This is a genomic window from Microbacterium kunmingense, assembly GCF_023155745.1.
Classification (GTDB): Bacteria; Actinomycetota; Actinomycetes; order Actinomycetales; family Microbacteriaceae; genus Microbacterium; species Microbacterium kunmingense.
The window spans coordinates 215,160-231,768 of record NZ_JAKNUS010000002.1 but is presented as its reverse complement, the minus strand read 5'-3'; the positions used below and the strand labels follow the sequence as shown (position 1 = coordinate 231,768).

Sequence of the window (16,609 nt, the reverse complement as noted above, 5' to 3'; positions counted from 1 at the left end):
AGAGTGCATCTGGGCGCCGAGGATGTGGGCTTCACCCGTGCTCTCGGCGCCCCGTTGCATTCTCGCGGAAGAGGAGGCGACGAACGGCGACCAGTTCGGCTGTGTTCTCCGGTGCGATCGGCCGGAGACCGACGCTGCGCAGGGTCGCTCGAAGGGGCGCGACGGCAGCGACGTCGACCCAGCCCCAGTGCGCGGTCGCCGCAACGCTTTCGAGCAGGCGCTGATCGCGATGACCTTGCCGTCGGAAGATGTCGACCGGATTCCCATACCGTCCGTCGTACTTGACGTCGCCGTCGGCTTCGCCGATCACACCGAGGGCCGGCCAGTGGAAGTCCGCGCGATCTTCCACACCCGAAGCCGAACGGAAGACGACCTGGAGGTCGGGCTCGGGGAATCCGAGCCACTCGATCACGGCGCGACTGATCGACTCGAGGACGGTCTCAGCGACGGGCGTCGCCCGCGAAAGGGCCCACCGAGCCGATCCGCGTCCGCGGCCGCTGAGCCGCTCCGCATTGCGGCCGAGAAGTTCCTCCTGGCTCAGTGCGGCGTCGGATCGGAGCGCGAAGTCACCCATCGCGAGCCCGAGCGATGAGTGTCGATAGCGGGCGAGGTCAATCGCTGTGTCGGCCAGGCTCGTGATCGCGAACCCGTCGGCGACGAGGATGTCCCGGTCCGTGCCGGATCGGTGGGTTCGGACGCCGCCGCCGAATCGTGAGGTGTCTGCAGTGCCGACCAAGACATGGACGACCTGGGGGTCACCGATGACCGGTCCGCCGAGGAGGGCTGCGGCGGACTCGTGACTGAAGACTGTGTCCGGATGGGTGAGGCGCACCGCGTGGACGCGAGCGAGGTAGCGGTCCCAGGGTGCGAGATCGCGCCATCGTTCCGCGGGTGCATACACACTTCTTCGGACTCGGATGAGAGTGCCGCGCGCGACGTCACGCTCGGGGTGCGCGATGCTCCGCGCCCTCAGAAGCGGCAACGGACACGGAGCGACCTCGAGCAAGGAGGAGGAGGTGAACATCCGTTCACCCTGACGGTGAGCCCGACGGCGGTACGCGGGTCTCCCCAGATTGTGGATGACTCGCGGTCGAGCCGGCCTGTGCAGGAACCTCGCCGGCCCCGCGCGTGCCGCCCGAGAATCCATCTGGGCGCCGAGAACGCGGGGCGGCCCCGAATCCTCGGCGCCCAGATGCACTCTCGTCGAAGAGTGGGTGCGTGAGGGGGGAACCGGGAGCGGGGCGCGAGGTCAGGGGGTGGGGGAAGCGGTGGGCGTGGGCGTGGGGGTGGGGGTGGGGATCACGGGGGCGAAGACGCCGGGGAAGAGTGCAACGGCCAGGGGGTAGCCGACGAACGCAACGATGTCGATGAGGGTGTGCGTGATCACGAGCGGCATCACCCGACCCCAGCGGCGGTAGCACCAGCCGAAGACCACCCCCATCACGAAGTTCCCGACGATCGCACCGACGCCCTGATATGCGTGATACGCCGCCCGGAGGCCGGCGGTGGCGAGGATGATCGCCCACCACGACCACCCGACCCGCCGCAGGCGATCGAAGAGATACCCGAGGAAGATGACCTCCTCGGTCAGACCGGCCCGAAGGGCCGCGAGCAGGAGGAGGGGAACGGTGTACCAGGCGGCATCCAGGGGGGATGCGACCACCGCGACCGTCAATCCGAGCGCGCGACCGAGCACATAGAGGCCGAGGCCCGGCACGCCGATGACGAGGCCGAGCAGCACAGCACGGCCGAGGTCGCCGCCGAAGCGGCGGAAGTCCAATCCGATTCTTGCGAAGGCGCTCTTCCCCGGTTCCCAGAGCAGGTAGATCACCAGCGCGACCAGCGCCAGCGAGAAGAAGATGTCGAGCAGCTGGTAGACGAGATCCCAGATGGCCGCGGTGTCGCGCGAGGGGTTGAGCTGCGTCTGCTGATCCGAGATGCGACGGTCTTCTTCGAGGGCGCGGATGATCGACCGGACGAAGGACAGGATGCTGTAGACGGCGCTCTGCCCGACCGTGATGGCCAGCACGATGCCGATCTCCCACCATGTGCGGGACCGCGAAGGCGCCGTGGGATTCCTCACATCGTCCGAGGGCATCACGGCGGCCATCTTGTCAGATTGTCACATCGCGGTCGCTCTGAGTTAAGGCTCTGTAACGTTTTGGGCCACCCTTTTGACCATCCACAGAGGGCGTGCTTAGGGTTTCGGTATCCGCGCGGCGTAAGGTCCAGGCCTTTTCGCGTGCGCACAACCCTGCACAGGAGGAACAGTGAGAATGAAGCGCTTCTCGATCGCGGTGGGACTCACCGCGGTCGGCGCACTCGTGATCTCGGGCTGCGCCCCGGGCGGCGGCGGCGATGCCGGCGACGACTCGGGTCTGGTCGAAGGATCGTCCATCACCGCGGCGTGGAACCAGGCGTTCTACTCGATGAACGGCAACACGTCGTTCGGAAACGCCACCGCCAACAACAACATCAACTACCTGGTGTTGGACGGCTTCAACTACTACAACAACACGCCCGAGCTCGTGCAGAACACCTCGTTCGGCACCTACGAGCTCGTCAGCGAGGACCCGCTGACGGTCACGTTCACGGTCAACGAGGGTGTCAACTGGTCCGACGGCACGCCGATCGACGCCGCTGACCTCATGCTCAACTGGGCCGCCCTGTCGCGTGCGCTGGACACCCCGGACTTCGACCCGGGCGAGTTCACCGACCCCGAGACGGGCGAGTTCACCGAGGCGTTCCCGACCGATGTCGTCTACTTCGACTCGGGCGCGACCCCCGAGTCGGGCATGGGCCTCGTGAGCGAGACCCCCGAGATCGGCGAAGACGGCCGCTCCATCACAATGACCTTCGACCAGCCGTTCGTCGACTGGGAGCTCGTCTTCACCTCGCCGCTTCCCGCGCACGTGATCGCCAAGAACGCCCTCGGTCTCGAGGACAACGAGGAGGCCAAGCAGGCCGTCCTCGACGCGATCGAGTCGAACGACGCCGCCGCGCTCGCGCCGATGGCCTCGTTCTGGAACTCGGGCTTCAACTTCACCTCGATGCCCGAGGACCCCGAGCTCGTCACCGCCAGCGGCCCGTACATGATCAGCGACTTCGTCGCCGACGAGTACATCACCCTGACGGCCAACCCCGAGTACTCCGGTGACAACACCGCGAACATCGAGGAGATCACCGTCCGCTTCATCCCCGACCCGCTCGCTGCGGTTCAGGCGCTGGAGAACGGCGAGGTCGACATCATCCAGCCGCAGGCGACCGCCGACATCACCACGGCGCTCGAGGGCATCGACGGCATCACCGTGAACACCGGTCTCGGTGGCACGTACGAGCACGTCGACCTGCAGTTCGACCAGGGTCGCAACCCGGAGAACATCTTCTCCAACCCCCTCGTGCGTGAGGCCTTCATGAAGACCATCCCGCGCCAGGAGATCGTCGACACCCTCATCAAGCCGATCATCGGCGACGACGCGATCCTCCGTGACTCGCAGCTGTTCGTCCCCGGTGCCGCGGGCTACGACGAGGCCGCCTCGACCAACACCTCCGCCGACTACGCCGAGGTCGACATCGAGGGCGCTCGCCAGCTCCTGCAGGAGTCGGGCGTCACCAACACCGAGGTCTGCATCCTGTACGCCTCGAACAACCCGCGTCGTGTCAACGAGTTCGCGCTCATCCAGCAGTCGGCCAACGAGGCCGGCTTCAACGTCACCGACTGTGGCTCCGAGGACTGGGGTGGCCTGCTCGGCACCCCCGGCGCCTACGACGCCTCGCTGTTCGGATGGCAGTCGACGAGCCTGGGTGTCACCAACTCGCTGCCGACCTTCGTCACCGGTGGTATCAACAACCTCAACTTCTACTCGAACGAGCGGGTTGACGAGATCATCACCGAGCTGAACACCACCTTCGACGAGGAGACTCAGATCGAGCTCCAGGTCGAGATGGACCGTCTGCTGTGGGAGGACTTCTACGGCGTGACGATCTACCAGTTCCCCGAGGTCACTGCCTTCAGCGACCGCGTGACGAACATCGACCCGTCGATCCTCGCGCCGACCATCTTCTGGAACGCGTGGGACTGGGAAGTCACGGACGCCGGCTCGGAGGAGTAAGCGAGACCACGGTCTGACTCAGGCGCACGCCGCCTGAACCCGCACCAAGGTCGAGGGGTGCAGATTCCCTCGGGAATCTGCACCCCTCCCGCTTGTTAGACTTCTCCCCGCGGCAGCCGCACGCCCGAGCTGCATCCCCCGCTCCCGCGCGCGCCGTGCCGACTCATCGATAGGCAGGCAGCCTCACCATGGCTTCATTCATCATCCGGCGGTTGATCGCGTCGATCTTCGTGCTCTTCGCCGCCACGTTCTTGATGTACATCCTGGTCTCGCTCTCGGGTGACCCCCTCGAGGAGCTCAGACAGTCCAACGCTCCCAACAAGGCGGAGCTCATGGAAGCCCGCACGCGGCTTCTCAACCTGGATGTCCCCGCACCGCTGCGCTACTTCCTGTGGCTCGGCGGCCTCTTCCGCGGCGACCTCGGCATCAGCATTCAGAACCAGTCGGTCAACGCCCTCCTCTCCAACGCACTGACGTCGACGCTGACGCTGGTGACGACGGCGACGGTCGTGGCGATCGTCCTTGGCATCACGGTCGGCATCATCTCGGCGCTTCGCCAGTACACCGGCTTCGACTACGCGGTCACGCTCATCGCGTTCCTCTTCTTCTCCCTTCCGATCTTCTGGGTGGCGGTGCTGCTGAAGCAGTACGGCGCGATCCAGCTCAACTCGTGGCTCGGCGATCCGACGATCGCGATACCCGCAATCGTGCTGATAGCGCTGATCGCGGGTGTGCTGTGGATGTCGCTGATCGGCGGCCACTGGAAGCGGCGCCTCATCGTGTTCGGCGCGGCGACCCTCGCCACCGCGGGAGTCCTCGCCTACCTGTCGGCAACCCAGTGGTTCGCCGACCCGAGCATCGGCATCGTCGTCTACGCGGCACTGGTCATCGGCATCGCCTTCGGCATCACCGCCATCTCCACGGGCCTCCGCAACCGCAAGGCGCTCTACGCTTCCCTGGCGGTGGCGGCGCTCGGCATCGCGCTGTACTTCCCGATGATGAACTACATCCTGAACGGGATGACGCTGGGCTTCTTCGTGCTGCTGATCGTCCTCACGATCGTGGTGACCGGCGCTATCGGGTGGTTCTTCGGCGCTCCCGACCGGGGCCCGGTCATCCGCACCGCGATCCTCGTCGGCGTCTTCGCCGCGGGACTCATCGCCCTCGACAAGTACATGTCGTACTGGGAGGCCTACGCCAACTCCAGCCGCATCCGGGGTCGGCCGATCGCCACCGTGGGCGCGTCGACACCGGGACTCGGGGGCAACTTCTGGGTGCAGGGCATCGACCTCTACACCCACCTGCTGCTCCCGACGATCGCGATCGTGCTGATCTCGTTCGCCTCGTACACCCGGTACTCCCGGGCGAGCCTGCTCGAGGTGATGAACCAGGACTACATCCGCACGGCACGGTCGAAGGGTCTCACCGAACGCACGGTCGTGGTGCGTCACGCGTTCCGCAACGCTCTCATCCCGATCACGACGATCATCGCGTTCGACGTCGGCGCCCTCGTCGGCGGCGCGGTGGTCACGGAGACGATCTTCGGCTGGACCGGAATGGGGCGCCTGTTCGTCGACGCGCTCCGTGTGTCCGATCCGAACCCGATCATGGCGTTCTTCGTCGTCACCGGGACGCTGGCCGTGTTGTTCAATCTCATCGCGGACCTCGTCTACGCCGCGCTCGACCCGAGAATCAAGGTGGGCTGATGAGCACCGTCACACAAGGACCTGACAACCGCGAGGCCGAGGCCACCGCGGAGATCTCGATCGAGCAGCGCGAGACCGAGGGCCTCAGCCAGGGCCAGATCGTCCGCCGCCGGTTCTTCCGGCATCGCGCGGCCGTGACCTCGATGATCGTGCTGGCGTTCATCGTGGTCCTGTCCTTCACTTCGGTGGGCATCGAGATCGGAAGTCTCCGCATCCCGGGCTGGTGGCAGTACGACTGGCGGGAGATCCCGACCGTCGAGAACCGCGGTGCGCCGACCCTCAGCCTCATCCCCGAATTCCTCGGCGGCGCCGGGATCGCCTTCGGCAACCACCCGTTCGGCCAGGATGAGGTCGGTCGCGACACCTTCGCGGTCGTCATGCGCGGCGCCCAGCAGTCGCTCATGGTGATGGTCATCGCCGGTGTCGTCGCGACGATCATCGGCGTCGTCATCGGTGCCATCGCGGGGTATTACCGCAAGTGGGCGGACTCGGTGCTCATGCGCTTCACCGACATCATCATCACGATCCCGCTCATCGTCATCGGTGCGGTGCTCGGAAATGCGCTGGGCAACCTCGGAGCCGCTGTCCTCGGCGTCGTCATCGGCCTCTTCGCCTGGACGACCCTGGCGCGACTCGTGCGCGGTGAGTTCTTGACGCTCCGCGAACGCGAATTCGTGGATGCCGCGAGGGTGTCGGGTGCACGCGACCGACGCATCATCTTCCGCCACATCCTCCCCAACGCCGTCGGCGTCATCGTCGTCAACGCGACGCTCCTCATGGCGGGCGCGATCCTGCTCGAGTCGGCGCTGAGCTTCCTGGGCTTCGGCGTGCAGTCACCCGACACCTCGCTCGGAAAGATCGTCTCGGACAACCAAGCGGCGTTCTCCACCCGCCCGTGGCTGTTCTGGTGGCCGGGTATCTTCATCATCGCGATCGCGCTGTGCGTGAACTTCATCGGCGATGGCCTCCGCGATGCCTTCGACCCGCGTCAGAAGAAGATGCCCAGCGAGCGCGCGATGGCCCGCGCCGGCCGCGCGAAGACGCCTTCGGGGCCGATCGTCGACCGGGTCGACCCGCGAGACCCTGCCTCGGTGACGGTCGCCGGCGAGGCGGTCTACACCGGCGATGTCGAGAACTATCACGACCCCCGCCCCGAAGAGCCCGGCGATGCCGGTCACGGCCGGTTCGATCCGGAGCGCTGACGTGGCGCCCCTACAGCGCGAGTCCGAGGACGGTCGCCGCGCCGCTGATCACGAGCGCGGCGACCGTGCCCACGTGCCAGGTGACCTTCTCGGCCTCGGGGTCCTCCCCGGGGGCGAGGAGGCCCTGGGCGCGCAGCGCCTCCCACTGGCCGCGGATGAGCTGGGCGAGGTTTCCGGTCGGCGTCGAGACGGCGTCGCTCGGGCGGAGCGAGCCGAACTGGCCGCGGGCGCTCCCGCCGACCCCGTCGAAGTCCTTCTCGGCGAGTCCGAGTGCGCGGTGCCGGCCTGGCGCCGGCGCCGCCCACACCGGCACCTTTCCGCGCCCGGTCCGCAGTGTCAGCGCGAAGCGCGTGTCGATGTCGCGGATCGCCGGCCACGGCACGAAGTGCGTACGCAGCACGTTGACGACCGTCACCCCGTGCGGCTCGACCTTCAGGCGAGGACGCCAGAAGAAGGTCCACGCCAGCACGGCGATGAACACCAGGGGCCACGAGTAGCGCAGCCCCGACCCCGGGTCATCCACCCACAGCGCGATGATGCCCCCCGCGCACAACACCACGGTCACGACAGCGAGGATGCGGCCGAACACCGGCCTGTAGTCGACCTCCTGGAACGCCATGACCTCAAGCTTCTCAGATGGGATGCCACCGCATGACTGACACCACCGCCAACACCGGCGCCCCCGAGACGATCCTCGAGGTCGACGGACTGAACGTCGACTTCTGGGTGGACGGGGAGTTCTACCCCGCCGCCGTCGACATGAACTACACCGTCCGCCGCGGCGAGGTCCTCGCGATCGTGGGCGAGTCGGGGTCGGGGAAGTCCACGAGCTCCATGTCGCTCCTCGGGCTCCTGCCCGAGAACGCCCGGGTCACCGGTTCGATCAAGCTCCTCGGGCGCGAGCTGCGCGGTGTCGACCAGGCCACCATCCGGTCGCTGCGCGGCAACGAGATCGCCGTGATCTTCCAGGAGCCGATGACGGCGCTGAACCCGGTCTACACGATCGGATTCCAGATCACCGAGGCGCTGCGCTCCCACGACCGTGCGCTGGCCCCCTCGGCGGCGAAGGAGCGCGCGATCGAGCTGCTGCGCCTGGTGGAGATGCCCAACCCCGAGCAGTCGTTCCACAAGTACCCGCACCAGCTCTCGGGCGGTCAGCGCCAGCGCGCGATGATTGCACAGTCGATCTCGTGCGACCCGCTCCTCCTCATCGCCGACGAGCCGACCACCGCCCTCGATGTCACGGTGCAGGCCGAGATCCTCGACCTGCTCCGCAACCTCCACAAGCGGCTGGACTCGGCGATCATCCTCATCACCCACGACATGGGGGTCGTCGCCGACCTCGCCGACCGCATCATGGTGATGAAGAACGGCATCGTCGTGGAGGCGGGCTCCGTGGAAGACATCTTCCACAAGCCAACCCACCCCTACACCCAGCAGCTGCTGGCCTCGGTGCCCCACCTCGGTCTCGGCGTGCTGGAGCCCATCGACGAGACGGCCCCCGAGGAGGTGGCAAGCGAAACGTCCACGGTTCCGACGATGGCCTCCATCCGCGAGCACGCCAACACCCAGCGGGTCACCGAGACGCGCGAGCCGGTGCTGTCGTTCGAGGATGTCGCGATCGAGTACCCCAAGCGCGGACGGATCCCCGCGTTCCGCGCCGCCGAGCACATCGATCTGAAGATCTACCCCGGCGAGATCATGGGCCTCGTGGGGGAGTCGGGCTCGGGGAAGACCACGATCGGCCGCGCGGCGATCGGGCTCATCCCGATCGCGGAGGGCACGCTCACCACCGTGGGCACCGACATCTCCCACGCGACGCAGAAGGATCTCTTCGCGATCCGCCGGCGCACCGGCATCGTCTTCCAGGACCCCGCCTCGTCGCTGAACCCCCGGATGCCGATCGGTCAGTCGATCGGAGAGCCGATCCTCCTCGCCGGCGAGGCCAAGGGCAAAGACCTCGACCGCCGGGTCGAGGACCTGCTCGACCAGGTCGAGCTTCCCCGGTCGTACCGCAACCGCTTCCCGCACGAGCTGTCGGGCGGTCAGCGCCAGCGCGTCGGAATCGCCCGCGCCCTGGCCCTCGCGCCCGAGCTGCTCGTCGCCGACGAGCCGACCTCTGCCCTGGATGTCTCGGTGCAGGCGCGCTTCCTGGATCTCCTCCAGGAGCTGCAGCAGGAGCTGCAGTTCGCGTGCCTGTTCATCAGCCACGACCTCGCCGTCGTCGACATCCTCGCCCACCGCATCAGCGTGATGCACCTGGGCAAGCTCGTCGAGACCGGCACTCGCGACGAGATCCTGCGCGGTGCGAAGGACCCCTACACCCAGCGGCTCATCGCCGCGGTTCCGGTGCCCGACCCCGAGGCGCAGCGCGAGCGTCGCGAGGCGCGGGCGGCGCTCCTCGGACGCTCCGCGAGCTGACCCGACCTGCTTCACCCGTCCCCGGCGCTCTCGCCCGGGGCCGTGGGCGCCGTTCATCCGTCGCAGATGTACGCCCCGAGCGTTCTTCGGCGTACATCTGTGACGGATGAGCGGGCGAACGGCGGCGCAGGGTTTGCGCAGGCGCGGGCGGTAGGATGGGGTCCGCCCGATTCCGGGCACTCCCCACAGCTTCAAGGATTCCCTCATGGCGCGCGCCCTCCGTCCCGACCTCCGCAACGTCGCGATCGTCGCGCACGTCGACCACGGCAAGACCACGCTCGTGGACGCGATGCTGCGACAGACCGGCTCGTTCGGCGAGCACGCACACGTCGAAGAGCGGGCGATGGACTCGAACGACCTGGAGCGCGAGAAGGGCATCACGATCCTCGCGAAGAACACCGCCATCACCTACAACGGCGTCCACACCGACGTGCCCGTGACCATCAACGTGATCGACACCCCGGGTCACGCCGACTTCGGCGGCGAGGTCGAGCGCGGTCTGTCGATGGTCGACGGCGTGGTGCTGCTGGTCGACGCGAGCGAGGGTCCGCTCCCGCAGACGCGCTTCGTGCTGCGCAAGGCCCTGGAGGCCAAGCTTCCCGTCATCCTCCTGGTGAACAAGACCGACCGGCCCGACGCGCGCATCGCCGAGGTCGAGGAGGAGGCGCACGACCTTCTGCTGGGGCTCGCCTCCGACCTGCAGGACGACGTGCCCGACCTCGACGTCGACGCCCTCCTCGACGTGCCGGTGGTCTACGCGTCCGGTCGCGCGGGCGCGGCGTCGCGCACGCGTCCCGCCAACGGCGAGCTTCCCGACAACGATGACCTCGAGCCGCTTTTCGAGGCGATCCTCCAGCACGTGCCCGCTCCCTCCTACGACGACGAGGCGCCGCTGCAGGCGTGGGTGACGAACCTCGACTCCAGCCCGTTCCTCGGACGCCTGGCGCTGCTGCGCGTGTTCAACGGCACGCTGAGGAAGGGTCAGACCGTCGCCTGGGTGCGCCACGACGGCTCGCACTCGACGGCGCGCATCACCGAGCTGCTGAAGACCCGTGCGCTGGAGCGCTACCCCGCCGAAGAGGCGGGCCCGGGCGACATCGTCGCCATCGCCGGCTTCGAGGACATCACGATCGGCGAGACCATCGCCGACCCCGAGGACGTCCGGCCGCTCCCCGCGATCACCGTCGACGACCCGGCGATCTCGATGACGATCGGCACCAACACCTCCCCGCTGGTGGGCAAGGTCAAGGGGCACAAGGTCACCGCGCGGATGGTGAAGGACCGCCTCGACCGCGAGCTCATCGGAAACGTGTCGCTGAAGGTCGTCGACATCGGCCGTCCGGATGCGTGGGAGGTGCAGGGCCGCGGCGAGCTGGCCCTGGCGATCCTGGTGGAGAACATGCGGCGCGAGGGCTTCGAGCTCACCGTCGGCAAGCCCCAGGTCGTCACCCGCAAGGGCGAGGACGGCAAGGTCAAGGAGCCGTTCGAGCACCTCACGATCGACGCCCCCGAGGAGTATCTCGGCGCCATCACCCAGCTCCTCGCGGCGCGCAAGGGCCGCATGGAGACGATGGTCAACCACGGCACCGGCTGGGTGCGGATGGAGTTCGTCGTGCCCTCGCGCGGCCTCATCGGCTTTCGCACCGAGTTCCTCTCGGTCACCCGCGGCACCGGCATCGCCAACGCGATCTCGCACGGCTACGACGACTGGGCGGGGCACATCCAGTCGCGCCAGAACGGCTCGATCGTCGCCGACCGCGCGGGCGTCGTGACCCCCTTCGCGATGATGGCGCTGCAGGAGCGCATGAGCTTCTTCGTCCAGCCCACCGAAGAGGTGTACGAGGGCATGGTCGTCGGTGAGAACACCCGCGCCGACGACATGGACGTCAACATCACCAAGGAGAAGAAGCTCACCAACATGCGGTCCTCGACCGCCGATGAGCTCGAGCGTCTGACGCCGCCCCGACAGCTCTCGCTCGAGGAGAGCCTGGAGTTCGCCCGCGAGGACGAGTGCGTCGAGGTGACGCCCGAGAAGGTCCGCATCCGGAAGGTGATCCTGGATGCGACAGAGCGCGGCCGTGCCGCCTCGCGCCTGAAGCGCCAGGACGCCAACGTCTGATCGGACGCCGTGCGGGCGTTCGGTCAGCGCGCTTCGGAGAGCAGGACGGCGGATGTCGCGGGTGCGAGCGCCTCGAACACGTGCGGCGCGTCGCCGGCGTAGGTGAGGAAGTCGCCGGGCTCGAGAGTCACGGGGTCATCCTCGGGGCCCACGAGCGCGCGCCCCTGAACCAGGACGACGTACTCGACGGTGCCTCGCGGATGGGGGGCCGATCGCCGTGCGCCTCCCGGATCGGCCCGGATGACGTAGAGGTCGCGACGAGCGCCCGGGGGACAGGCCGACAGCAGCGCCGCCGCGTACGGGGCGAGGGCTGAGGGGACCGCCGGCATCTGACTCGAGCGGACGAGGCGGGTGACCGGCGCCGGGTCGTCCACGAAGACGGAGAAGGGGATCCCGAGCGCCGTCGCGATCGCCCACAGGGTCTCCACGCTGGGGTTTCCCGCTCCGCCCTCCAACTGCGACACCGTTGCCTTCGAGATCCCGGCGCGTCGCGCAAGCTCGGACACCGACAGGCCTGCGGCCTCGCGTTCACGCCGGACGGAGGTGGCGATACGGGCACCGAGCGACTCCATGCGTTCAGTATGCCAAACGTTCGTTCGCTTGACTGACGGATTCGTGTCCCCCAGGATGATTCCGGATCTTCGTCCGAAGCATCCGCCACCGGACAGGAGCTGTCACGATGACCGAACACGCCGACGCGCGGCAGGCCTGGCGTGACGCCCTCGGCGTATCGCTGGCCACGAGCGCCTACGGGGTCTCGTTCGGTGCCCTGGCCGTGGCGGCGGGGCTGGATGTGTGGCAGACCTGCGTGCTGAGTCTGCTGATGTTCACCGGCGGATCGCAGTTCGCCTTCGTGGGGATCATCGGAGCCGGGGGAGTGGCGGCCGCTCCGGCAGCGATCGCCTCCGCCGCCCTTCTCGGTGTGCGCAACATCGCGTACGGGATGCGCATGTCGGCGATCATCGGTCCCGGCCCGGTGAAGCGGCTCGCGGCAGCCCACGTCACGATCGACGAATCCACCGCCGTCTCCCTCGCTCGCCGCACCTCCCGGGGCCGAACCATCGGCTTCTGGGTGACGGGCTTCGGCATCTACCTCGGGTGGAACCTCTCCACCCTCGCCGGGGCCCTCCTCGGCGACGTGCTGGGCGATCCCCGCGCGTGGGGTCTCGACGCCGCCGCTGCGGCGGCCTTCCTGGCCCTCCTGTGGCCGCGCCTGCGCGAACGACAGGCGATCGCGACCGGGATCGCCGCGGCGGTCGTCGCCACCGTCCTCACCCCGATGCTCATGCCGGGCCTGCCGGTGCTGGTGGCGGCGCTGGTCGCCGTCATCATCGGCTGGGGGAACCTCCTGGGTCGTGCGCCGGTCGCCACGGCATCGAACGAGGGGGCCTCGTGACGCTGTGGACGGCGGTGCTGGTCGCCTCGATCATCTGCGTGGCCCTGAAGGCCGTCGGCTACCTCATCCCCCCGAAGGTGCTGGAGGCGCCGCGCCCGGCTCGGATCGCGGATCTGCTCACCGTGGCCCTCCTGGCGGCCCTGGTGGCGGTGCAGACGCTGGGTGCCGGGCAGGCGATCGTCGTCGACGCGCGTGTGCCGGCGGTGCTCGTCGCCGCCGGTCTGCTGCTGCTTCGCGCCCCCTTCCTGGTCGTCGTCGCTGCAGCCGCCCTCACCGCCGCTCTGCTGCGGTGGGCGGGATGGGCGGCCTGACCGGCGCCGCCCTCGCCGCAGCGCGTACGCTGGTCTGATGCGCACGTCGACCCTCGCCCGCATCCTGACCTGGATCGTGGCGGTCGTGATCGGCGGCGCCTACGGGCTGGCGGGGACCATCGCGCACCCCTTCATGCTCTGGGTCCTCCCCGTCGGCTTGACGCTGGCGATCATCGGCTCGACGGCGCTGCTGATCGCGATCCGCCTCCTCACCGGCGATCGATGGGCGACGCTGGCCGCCGGACTCGGGATGCTCGCGGCCACGCTCGTCTTCTCGGGCGAGGGCCCGGGGGGCAGTGTGATCGTCCCGCAGACGAGTCTCGGGGTCATCTGGACATTCTCGGTGCCCCTCATCGTCGCCGTGGTGGTGGCCTGGCCCGAACGGATGTCGGCGGCGGCGAGGCCGGCACGGTCGGAGACCATAGACTGATCTCGTGACGTATGTGATCGCCCTCCCGTGCGTCGATGTCAAGGATCGCGCCTGCATCGACGAGTGCCCGGTCGACTGCATCTACGAGGGTGAACGCTCCTTGTACATCCATCCCGACGAGTGCGTGGACTGCGGCGCATGCGAGCCGGTCTGCCCCGTCGAGGCGATCTACTACGAGGACGACCTGCCCGAGGAGTGGCAGGACTACTACACCGCCAATGTCGAGTTCTTCACCGACGTGGGATCCCCCGGCGGAGCCGCCAAGGTCGGCGTCATCGCGAAGGACCACCCGATCATCGCCGCCCTTCCTCCCCAGGAACACTGACCGTGGGGGTCGCCGACCTCGCCGACTATCCCTGGGACGCCGTCCGACCCTTCGCGGTCCGCGCGCAGCAGCATCCGGACGGGATCGTCGACCTTTCCGTCGGGTCGCCGGTCGACCCCACGCCCGAGGTGATCGCCGCGGCGCTGCGGGGATCCACTGATGCGCACGCCTACCCGCAGACGGCGGGGACGCCCGCGCTGCGTGAGGCGATCGCCGGGTGGTACGCACGCCGGCGCGGTGTTCCCGGGCTCACCGTGGACGAGGTGCTGCCCACCGTAGGGTCGAAGGAGTTCGTCGCCCTCCTGCCGCTGCTCGCCGGTCTCGGACCGGGTGATGTGGTCGTGCACCCGCGGGCCGCGTACCCCACGTACGAGGTGGGAGCGCGGCTGGTCGGTGCCACCCCGGTCGCCGCCGACGATCCGGCCAAGTGGCCCGAGGGCACGCGACTGGTCTGGCTGAACTCGCCGGGGAACCCCGACGGTGCGGTATCGGATGTCGCGGCGCTGCGTGCCGCGCGCGCACGCGCACGGGAGATCGGCGCGATCCTCGCCTCGGACGAGTGCTACGCCGAACTCGGCTGGGACGCCCCGTGGGATCGGGAGCCGGTGCCGTCCGCGCTGGACCCGCGCGTGACCGAGGGGGATCGCACCGGGGTGCTGTCGGTGTATTCGCTGAGCAAGCAGTCCAACCTCGCCGGCTACCGGGCGGCCTTCGTCGCCGGGGATGCCGCGCTCCTCGCGGGCATCCACACCGCCCGCAAACACCTCGGCCTGATCCCGCCGGCGCCGGTCCAGGCCGCGATGGTCGCCGCGCTCGGCGACGATGAGCACGTCGATCGGCAGCGGGAGCGCTATCGCCGTCGTCGCGACATCCTGCGTCCTGCCCTCCTCGATGCCGGATTCCGCATCGACCGCAGCGAAGCGGGGCTGTACCTGTGGGCGACCGAGGGACGCGACGCGTGGGAGACCCTCGCCGATCTCGCCGAGATCGGCATCCTCGTCGGTCCCGGCACCTTCTACGGCCCCCACCATCCTCAGCATGTCCGCCTGTCCCTCACCGCGTCGGACGAGCGGATCGCGATCGCGGCCGCGCGGTTGCGCGCGCGGTGAATCGTCTGATTCCTCCAGTCGCTTTCGTCGAGCTTTGGTGATGACAACAGTAGGCGCCGAGGGCGGATAGGCTGTAGACGGCGCCGCGACACGCGTCGTGGGCCGCATCGCCTGGGCAGGCATTCTCGACGCCCGGGTTGGACGACACCCCCGGCACGACCAGGAATCGCGAGGAGGCGCCGTGAGCGACGGAACCCAGCAGGAGAAGGCCACCCTCACGATCGGGGAACGCACCGCGGAATTCCCGGTTCTGGCGGGCACGGACGGCATTCCCAGCGTCGACATCTCCACGTTCATGCGCCAGACCGGGCACACCACGCTCGACTACGGATTCGTGAACACGTCGGCGACGAAGTCGGCCATCACCTTCATCGACGGCGACAAGGGGATCCTGCGCTACCGCGGGTACCCGATCGAGCAGCTGGCGAAGAACAGCACCTACCTCGAGGTCGCGTGGCTGCTCATCTACGGTGAGCTCCCCACCGCCGATCAGCTCGCGGAGTTCGACAACCGAATCCGTCGCCACACCCTGCTGCACGAGGATCTCAAGCGGTTCTTCTCCGCACTGCCCCACACGGCGCACCCGATGTCGGTGCTCTCGGCGGCCACCGCCGCCCTCTCGACCTACTACGAGAGGGAGTCCGATCCCAACAACCCCGAGCACGTCGAGCTGAACACCATCCGGATGCTGGCGAAGCTTCCCGTCATCGCCGCGTACGCCCACAAGAAGAGCGTCGGACAGGCCTTCCTCTACCCCGACAACTCTCTGAGCTTCGTCGACAACTTCCTGAAGCTGAACTTCGGGGTGCTCTCGGAGATTTACGACGTCAACCCCGTGATGACCCGTGCCCTGGAGCGTCTGCTCATCCTTCACGAGGACCACGAGCAGAACGCCTCGACCTCGACCGTGCGCCTGGTCGGGTCGACCGGCGCCAACCAGTTCTCCTCGATCTCCGCCGGTATCAACGCGCTGTACGGGCCGCTGCACGGCGGCGCCAACGAGGCCGTGCTGGAGATGCTCGGGCGCATCCGCGACTCGGGCGAGGGCGTGCGCCGCTTCGTCGAGCGGGTGAAGAACAAGGAAGACGGTGTGAAGCTCATGGGCTTCGGGCACCGGGTCTACAAGAACTACGACCCGCGCGCCAAGCTCGTGAAGGAATCCGCCGACGAGGTCCTCGAGGCGCTCGGCGTCAGCGATCCGCTGCTGGACCTGGCGAAGGAGCTCGAGACGATCGCGCTCGAGGACGACTACTTCAAGGAGCGCCGCCTCTACCCGAACGTGGACTTCTACACCGGCGTGATCTACAAGGCGATGGGCTTTCCCACGCGCATGTTCACCGTGCTGTTCGCGATCGGGCGCCTGCCGGGCTGGCTGGCGCACTGGCGCGAGATGCAGCAGGACCCGCAGACCAAGATCGGTCGGCCGCAGCAGCTGTACGTCGGCGCGACGGCCCGCGACTACCCCGGCGTCGCCTGAT

General features: G+C 68.2%; 15 protein-coding genes. 11 read left to right on the top strand and 4 right to left on the bottom strand.

Features of this window, described 5'->3' with window-relative positions; genetic code table 11:
- Window positions 1-31: 31 nt before the first annotated feature.
- Together MA875_RS03795 and MA875_RS03790 are read right to left on the bottom strand one after the other, a co-directional pair.
- A complete protein-coding gene (locus tag MA875_RS03795; RefSeq protein ID WP_248240377.1) occupies window positions 32-901 on the bottom strand; it encodes a hypothetical protein in 870 nt (289 codons plus the stop codon).
- 348 nt (window positions 902-1,249) lie between these two features.
- Window positions 1,250-2,098, bottom strand: coding sequence for a CPBP family intramembrane glutamic endopeptidase (locus tag MA875_RS03790; protein WP_248240376.1), 849 nt, complete (start codon window positions 2,096-2,098; stop codon window positions 1,250-1,252).
- 178 nt (window positions 2,099-2,276) lie between these two features.
- Here MA875_RS03790 and MA875_RS03785 point away from each other — a divergent pair, with 178 nt between their 5' ends.
- The 3 genes from MA875_RS03785 (at window position 2,277) to MA875_RS03775 (ending at window position 7,020) form a co-directional block, all read left to right on the top strand.
- On the top strand, window positions 2,277-4,112 hold the full coding sequence (locus MA875_RS03785; protein ID WP_248240660.1) for an ABC transporter family substrate-binding protein: 1,836 nt from the start codon (window positions 2,277-2,279) through the stop codon (window positions 4,110-4,112).
- Window positions 4,113-4,300: 188 nt separating this feature from the next.
- Complete coding sequence (locus MA875_RS03780) at window positions 4,301-5,818, top strand: ABC transporter permease (protein WP_248240374.1); 1,518 nt, start codon at window positions 4,301-4,303, stop codon at window positions 5,816-5,818.
- Entirely contained in the window at window positions 5,818-7,020 is a 1,203-nt protein-coding gene (locus MA875_RS03775) for an ABC transporter permease (RefSeq protein WP_248240373.1), read from the top strand. Before MA875_RS03780 ends, MA875_RS03775 begins: the two co-directional genes overlap by 1 nt.
- Before the next feature lie 10 nt (window positions 7,021-7,030).
- On the opposite strand, the gene MA875_RS03770 is transcribed toward MA875_RS03775, so the two are convergent.
- A complete protein-coding gene (locus tag MA875_RS03770; protein ID WP_248240371.1) occupies window positions 7,031-7,639 on the bottom strand; it encodes a PH domain-containing protein in 609 nt (202 codons plus the stop codon).
- A 32-nt stretch (window positions 7,640-7,671) separates the two neighbouring features.
- Between MA875_RS03770 and MA875_RS03765 the strand changes: the two genes are divergently transcribed.
- Together MA875_RS03765 and typA are read left to right on the top strand one after the other, a co-directional pair.
- Window positions 7,672-9,441 (top strand): dipeptide ABC transporter ATP-binding protein, encoded by a 1,770-nt coding sequence (locus MA875_RS03765; RefSeq protein WP_248240370.1) that lies wholly within the window; start codon window positions 7,672-7,674, stop codon window positions 9,439-9,441.
- A gap of 205 nt (window positions 9,442-9,646) precedes the next feature.
- Window positions 9,647-11,560: a translational GTPase TypA gene (gene typA, locus MA875_RS03760; RefSeq protein WP_248240368.1), complete on the top strand. Its 1,914-nt coding sequence runs from the start codon at window positions 9,647-9,649 to the stop codon at window positions 11,558-11,560.
- A gap of 23 nt (window positions 11,561-11,583) precedes the next feature.
- On the opposite strand, the gene MA875_RS03755 is transcribed toward typA, so the two are convergent.
- On the bottom strand, window positions 11,584-12,132 hold the full coding sequence (locus MA875_RS03755; protein ID WP_248240367.1) for a helix-turn-helix domain-containing protein: 549 nt from the start codon (window positions 12,130-12,132) through the stop codon (window positions 11,584-11,586).
- Between the two features lie 107 nt (window positions 12,133-12,239).
- Here MA875_RS03755 and MA875_RS03750 point away from each other — a divergent pair, with 107 nt between their 5' ends.
- From MA875_RS03750 to MA875_RS03725, 6 genes are all read left to right on the top strand, one after another.
- The gene (locus MA875_RS03750; RefSeq protein WP_248240365.1) at window positions 12,240-12,956 is read left to right on the top strand and encodes an AzlC family ABC transporter permease; all 717 of its coding nucleotides are present in this window, start codon (window positions 12,240-12,242) and stop codon (window positions 12,954-12,956) included.
- On the top strand, window positions 12,953-13,267 hold the full coding sequence (locus tag MA875_RS03745; RefSeq protein ID WP_248240364.1) for an AzlD domain-containing protein: 315 nt from the start codon (window positions 12,953-12,955) through the stop codon (window positions 13,265-13,267). The genes MA875_RS03750 and MA875_RS03745 overlap by 4 nt, the downstream gene beginning before the upstream one ends.
- 37 nt (window positions 13,268-13,304) lie before the next feature.
- Window positions 13,305-13,697: a histidinol dehydrogenase gene (locus MA875_RS03740; RefSeq protein ID WP_248240362.1), complete on the top strand. Its 393-nt coding sequence runs from the start codon at window positions 13,305-13,307 to the stop codon at window positions 13,695-13,697.
- Window positions 13,698-13,701: 4 nt separating this feature from the next.
- On the top strand, window positions 13,702-14,022 hold the full coding sequence (gene fdxA / locus MA875_RS03735; protein WP_141939021.1) for a ferredoxin: 321 nt from the start codon (window positions 13,702-13,704) through the stop codon (window positions 14,020-14,022).
- Window positions 14,023-14,024: 2 nt separating this feature from the next.
- Window positions 14,025-15,131 carry a succinyldiaminopimelate transaminase gene (gene dapC, locus MA875_RS03730; RefSeq protein WP_248240361.1) on the top strand — a complete coding sequence of 369 codons (1,107 nt, stop codon included), beginning with the start codon at window positions 14,025-14,027 and terminating at the stop codon, window positions 15,129-15,131.
- Window positions 15,132-15,312: 181 nt separating this feature from the next.
- Window positions 15,313-16,608: a citrate synthase gene (locus MA875_RS03725; protein ID WP_248240360.1), complete on the top strand. Its 1,296-nt coding sequence runs from the start codon at window positions 15,313-15,315 to the stop codon at window positions 16,606-16,608.
- The last annotated feature ends 1 nt before the right edge of the window (window position 16,609 follow it).

Excerpts from the sequence above, each read along its gene's own strand:
- MA875_RS03765 (WP_248240370.1), top strand. The coding sequence starts at position 7,672 with ATGACTGACACCACCGCCAACACCGGCGCCCCCGAGACGATCCTCGAG.
- MA875_RS03780 (WP_248240374.1), top strand. The coding sequence starts at position 4,301 with ATGGCTTCATTCATCATCCGGCGGTTGATCGCGTCGATCTTCGTGCTC.
- MA875_RS03750 (WP_248240365.1), top strand. The coding sequence starts at position 12,240 with ATGACCGAACACGCCGACGCGCGGCAGGCCTGGCGTGACGCCCTCGGC.
- MA875_RS03755 (WP_248240367.1), bottom strand. The coding sequence starts at position 12,132 with ATGGAGTCGCTCGGTGCCCGTATCGCCACCTCCGTCCGGCGTGAACGC.
- MA875_RS03770 (WP_248240371.1), bottom strand. The coding sequence starts at position 7,639 with ATGGCGTTCCAGGAGGTCGACTACAGGCCGGTGTTCGGCCGCATCCTC.
- MA875_RS03790 (WP_248240376.1), bottom strand. The coding sequence starts at position 2,098 with ATGCCCTCGGACGATGTGAGGAATCCCACGGCGCCTTCGCGGTCCCGC.
- MA875_RS03785 (WP_248240660.1), top strand. The coding sequence starts at position 2,277 with ATGAAGCGCTTCTCGATCGCGGTGGGACTCACCGCGGTCGGCGCACTC.
- MA875_RS03775 (WP_248240373.1), top strand. The coding sequence starts at position 5,818 with ATGAGCACCGTCACACAAGGACCTGACAACCGCGAGGCCGAGGCCACC.
- MA875_RS03740 (WP_248240362.1), top strand. The coding sequence starts at position 13,305 with ATGCGCACGTCGACCCTCGCCCGCATCCTGACCTGGATCGTGGCGGTC.
- typA (WP_248240368.1), top strand. The coding sequence starts at position 9,647 with ATGGCGCGCGCCCTCCGTCCCGACCTCCGCAACGTCGCGATCGTCGCG.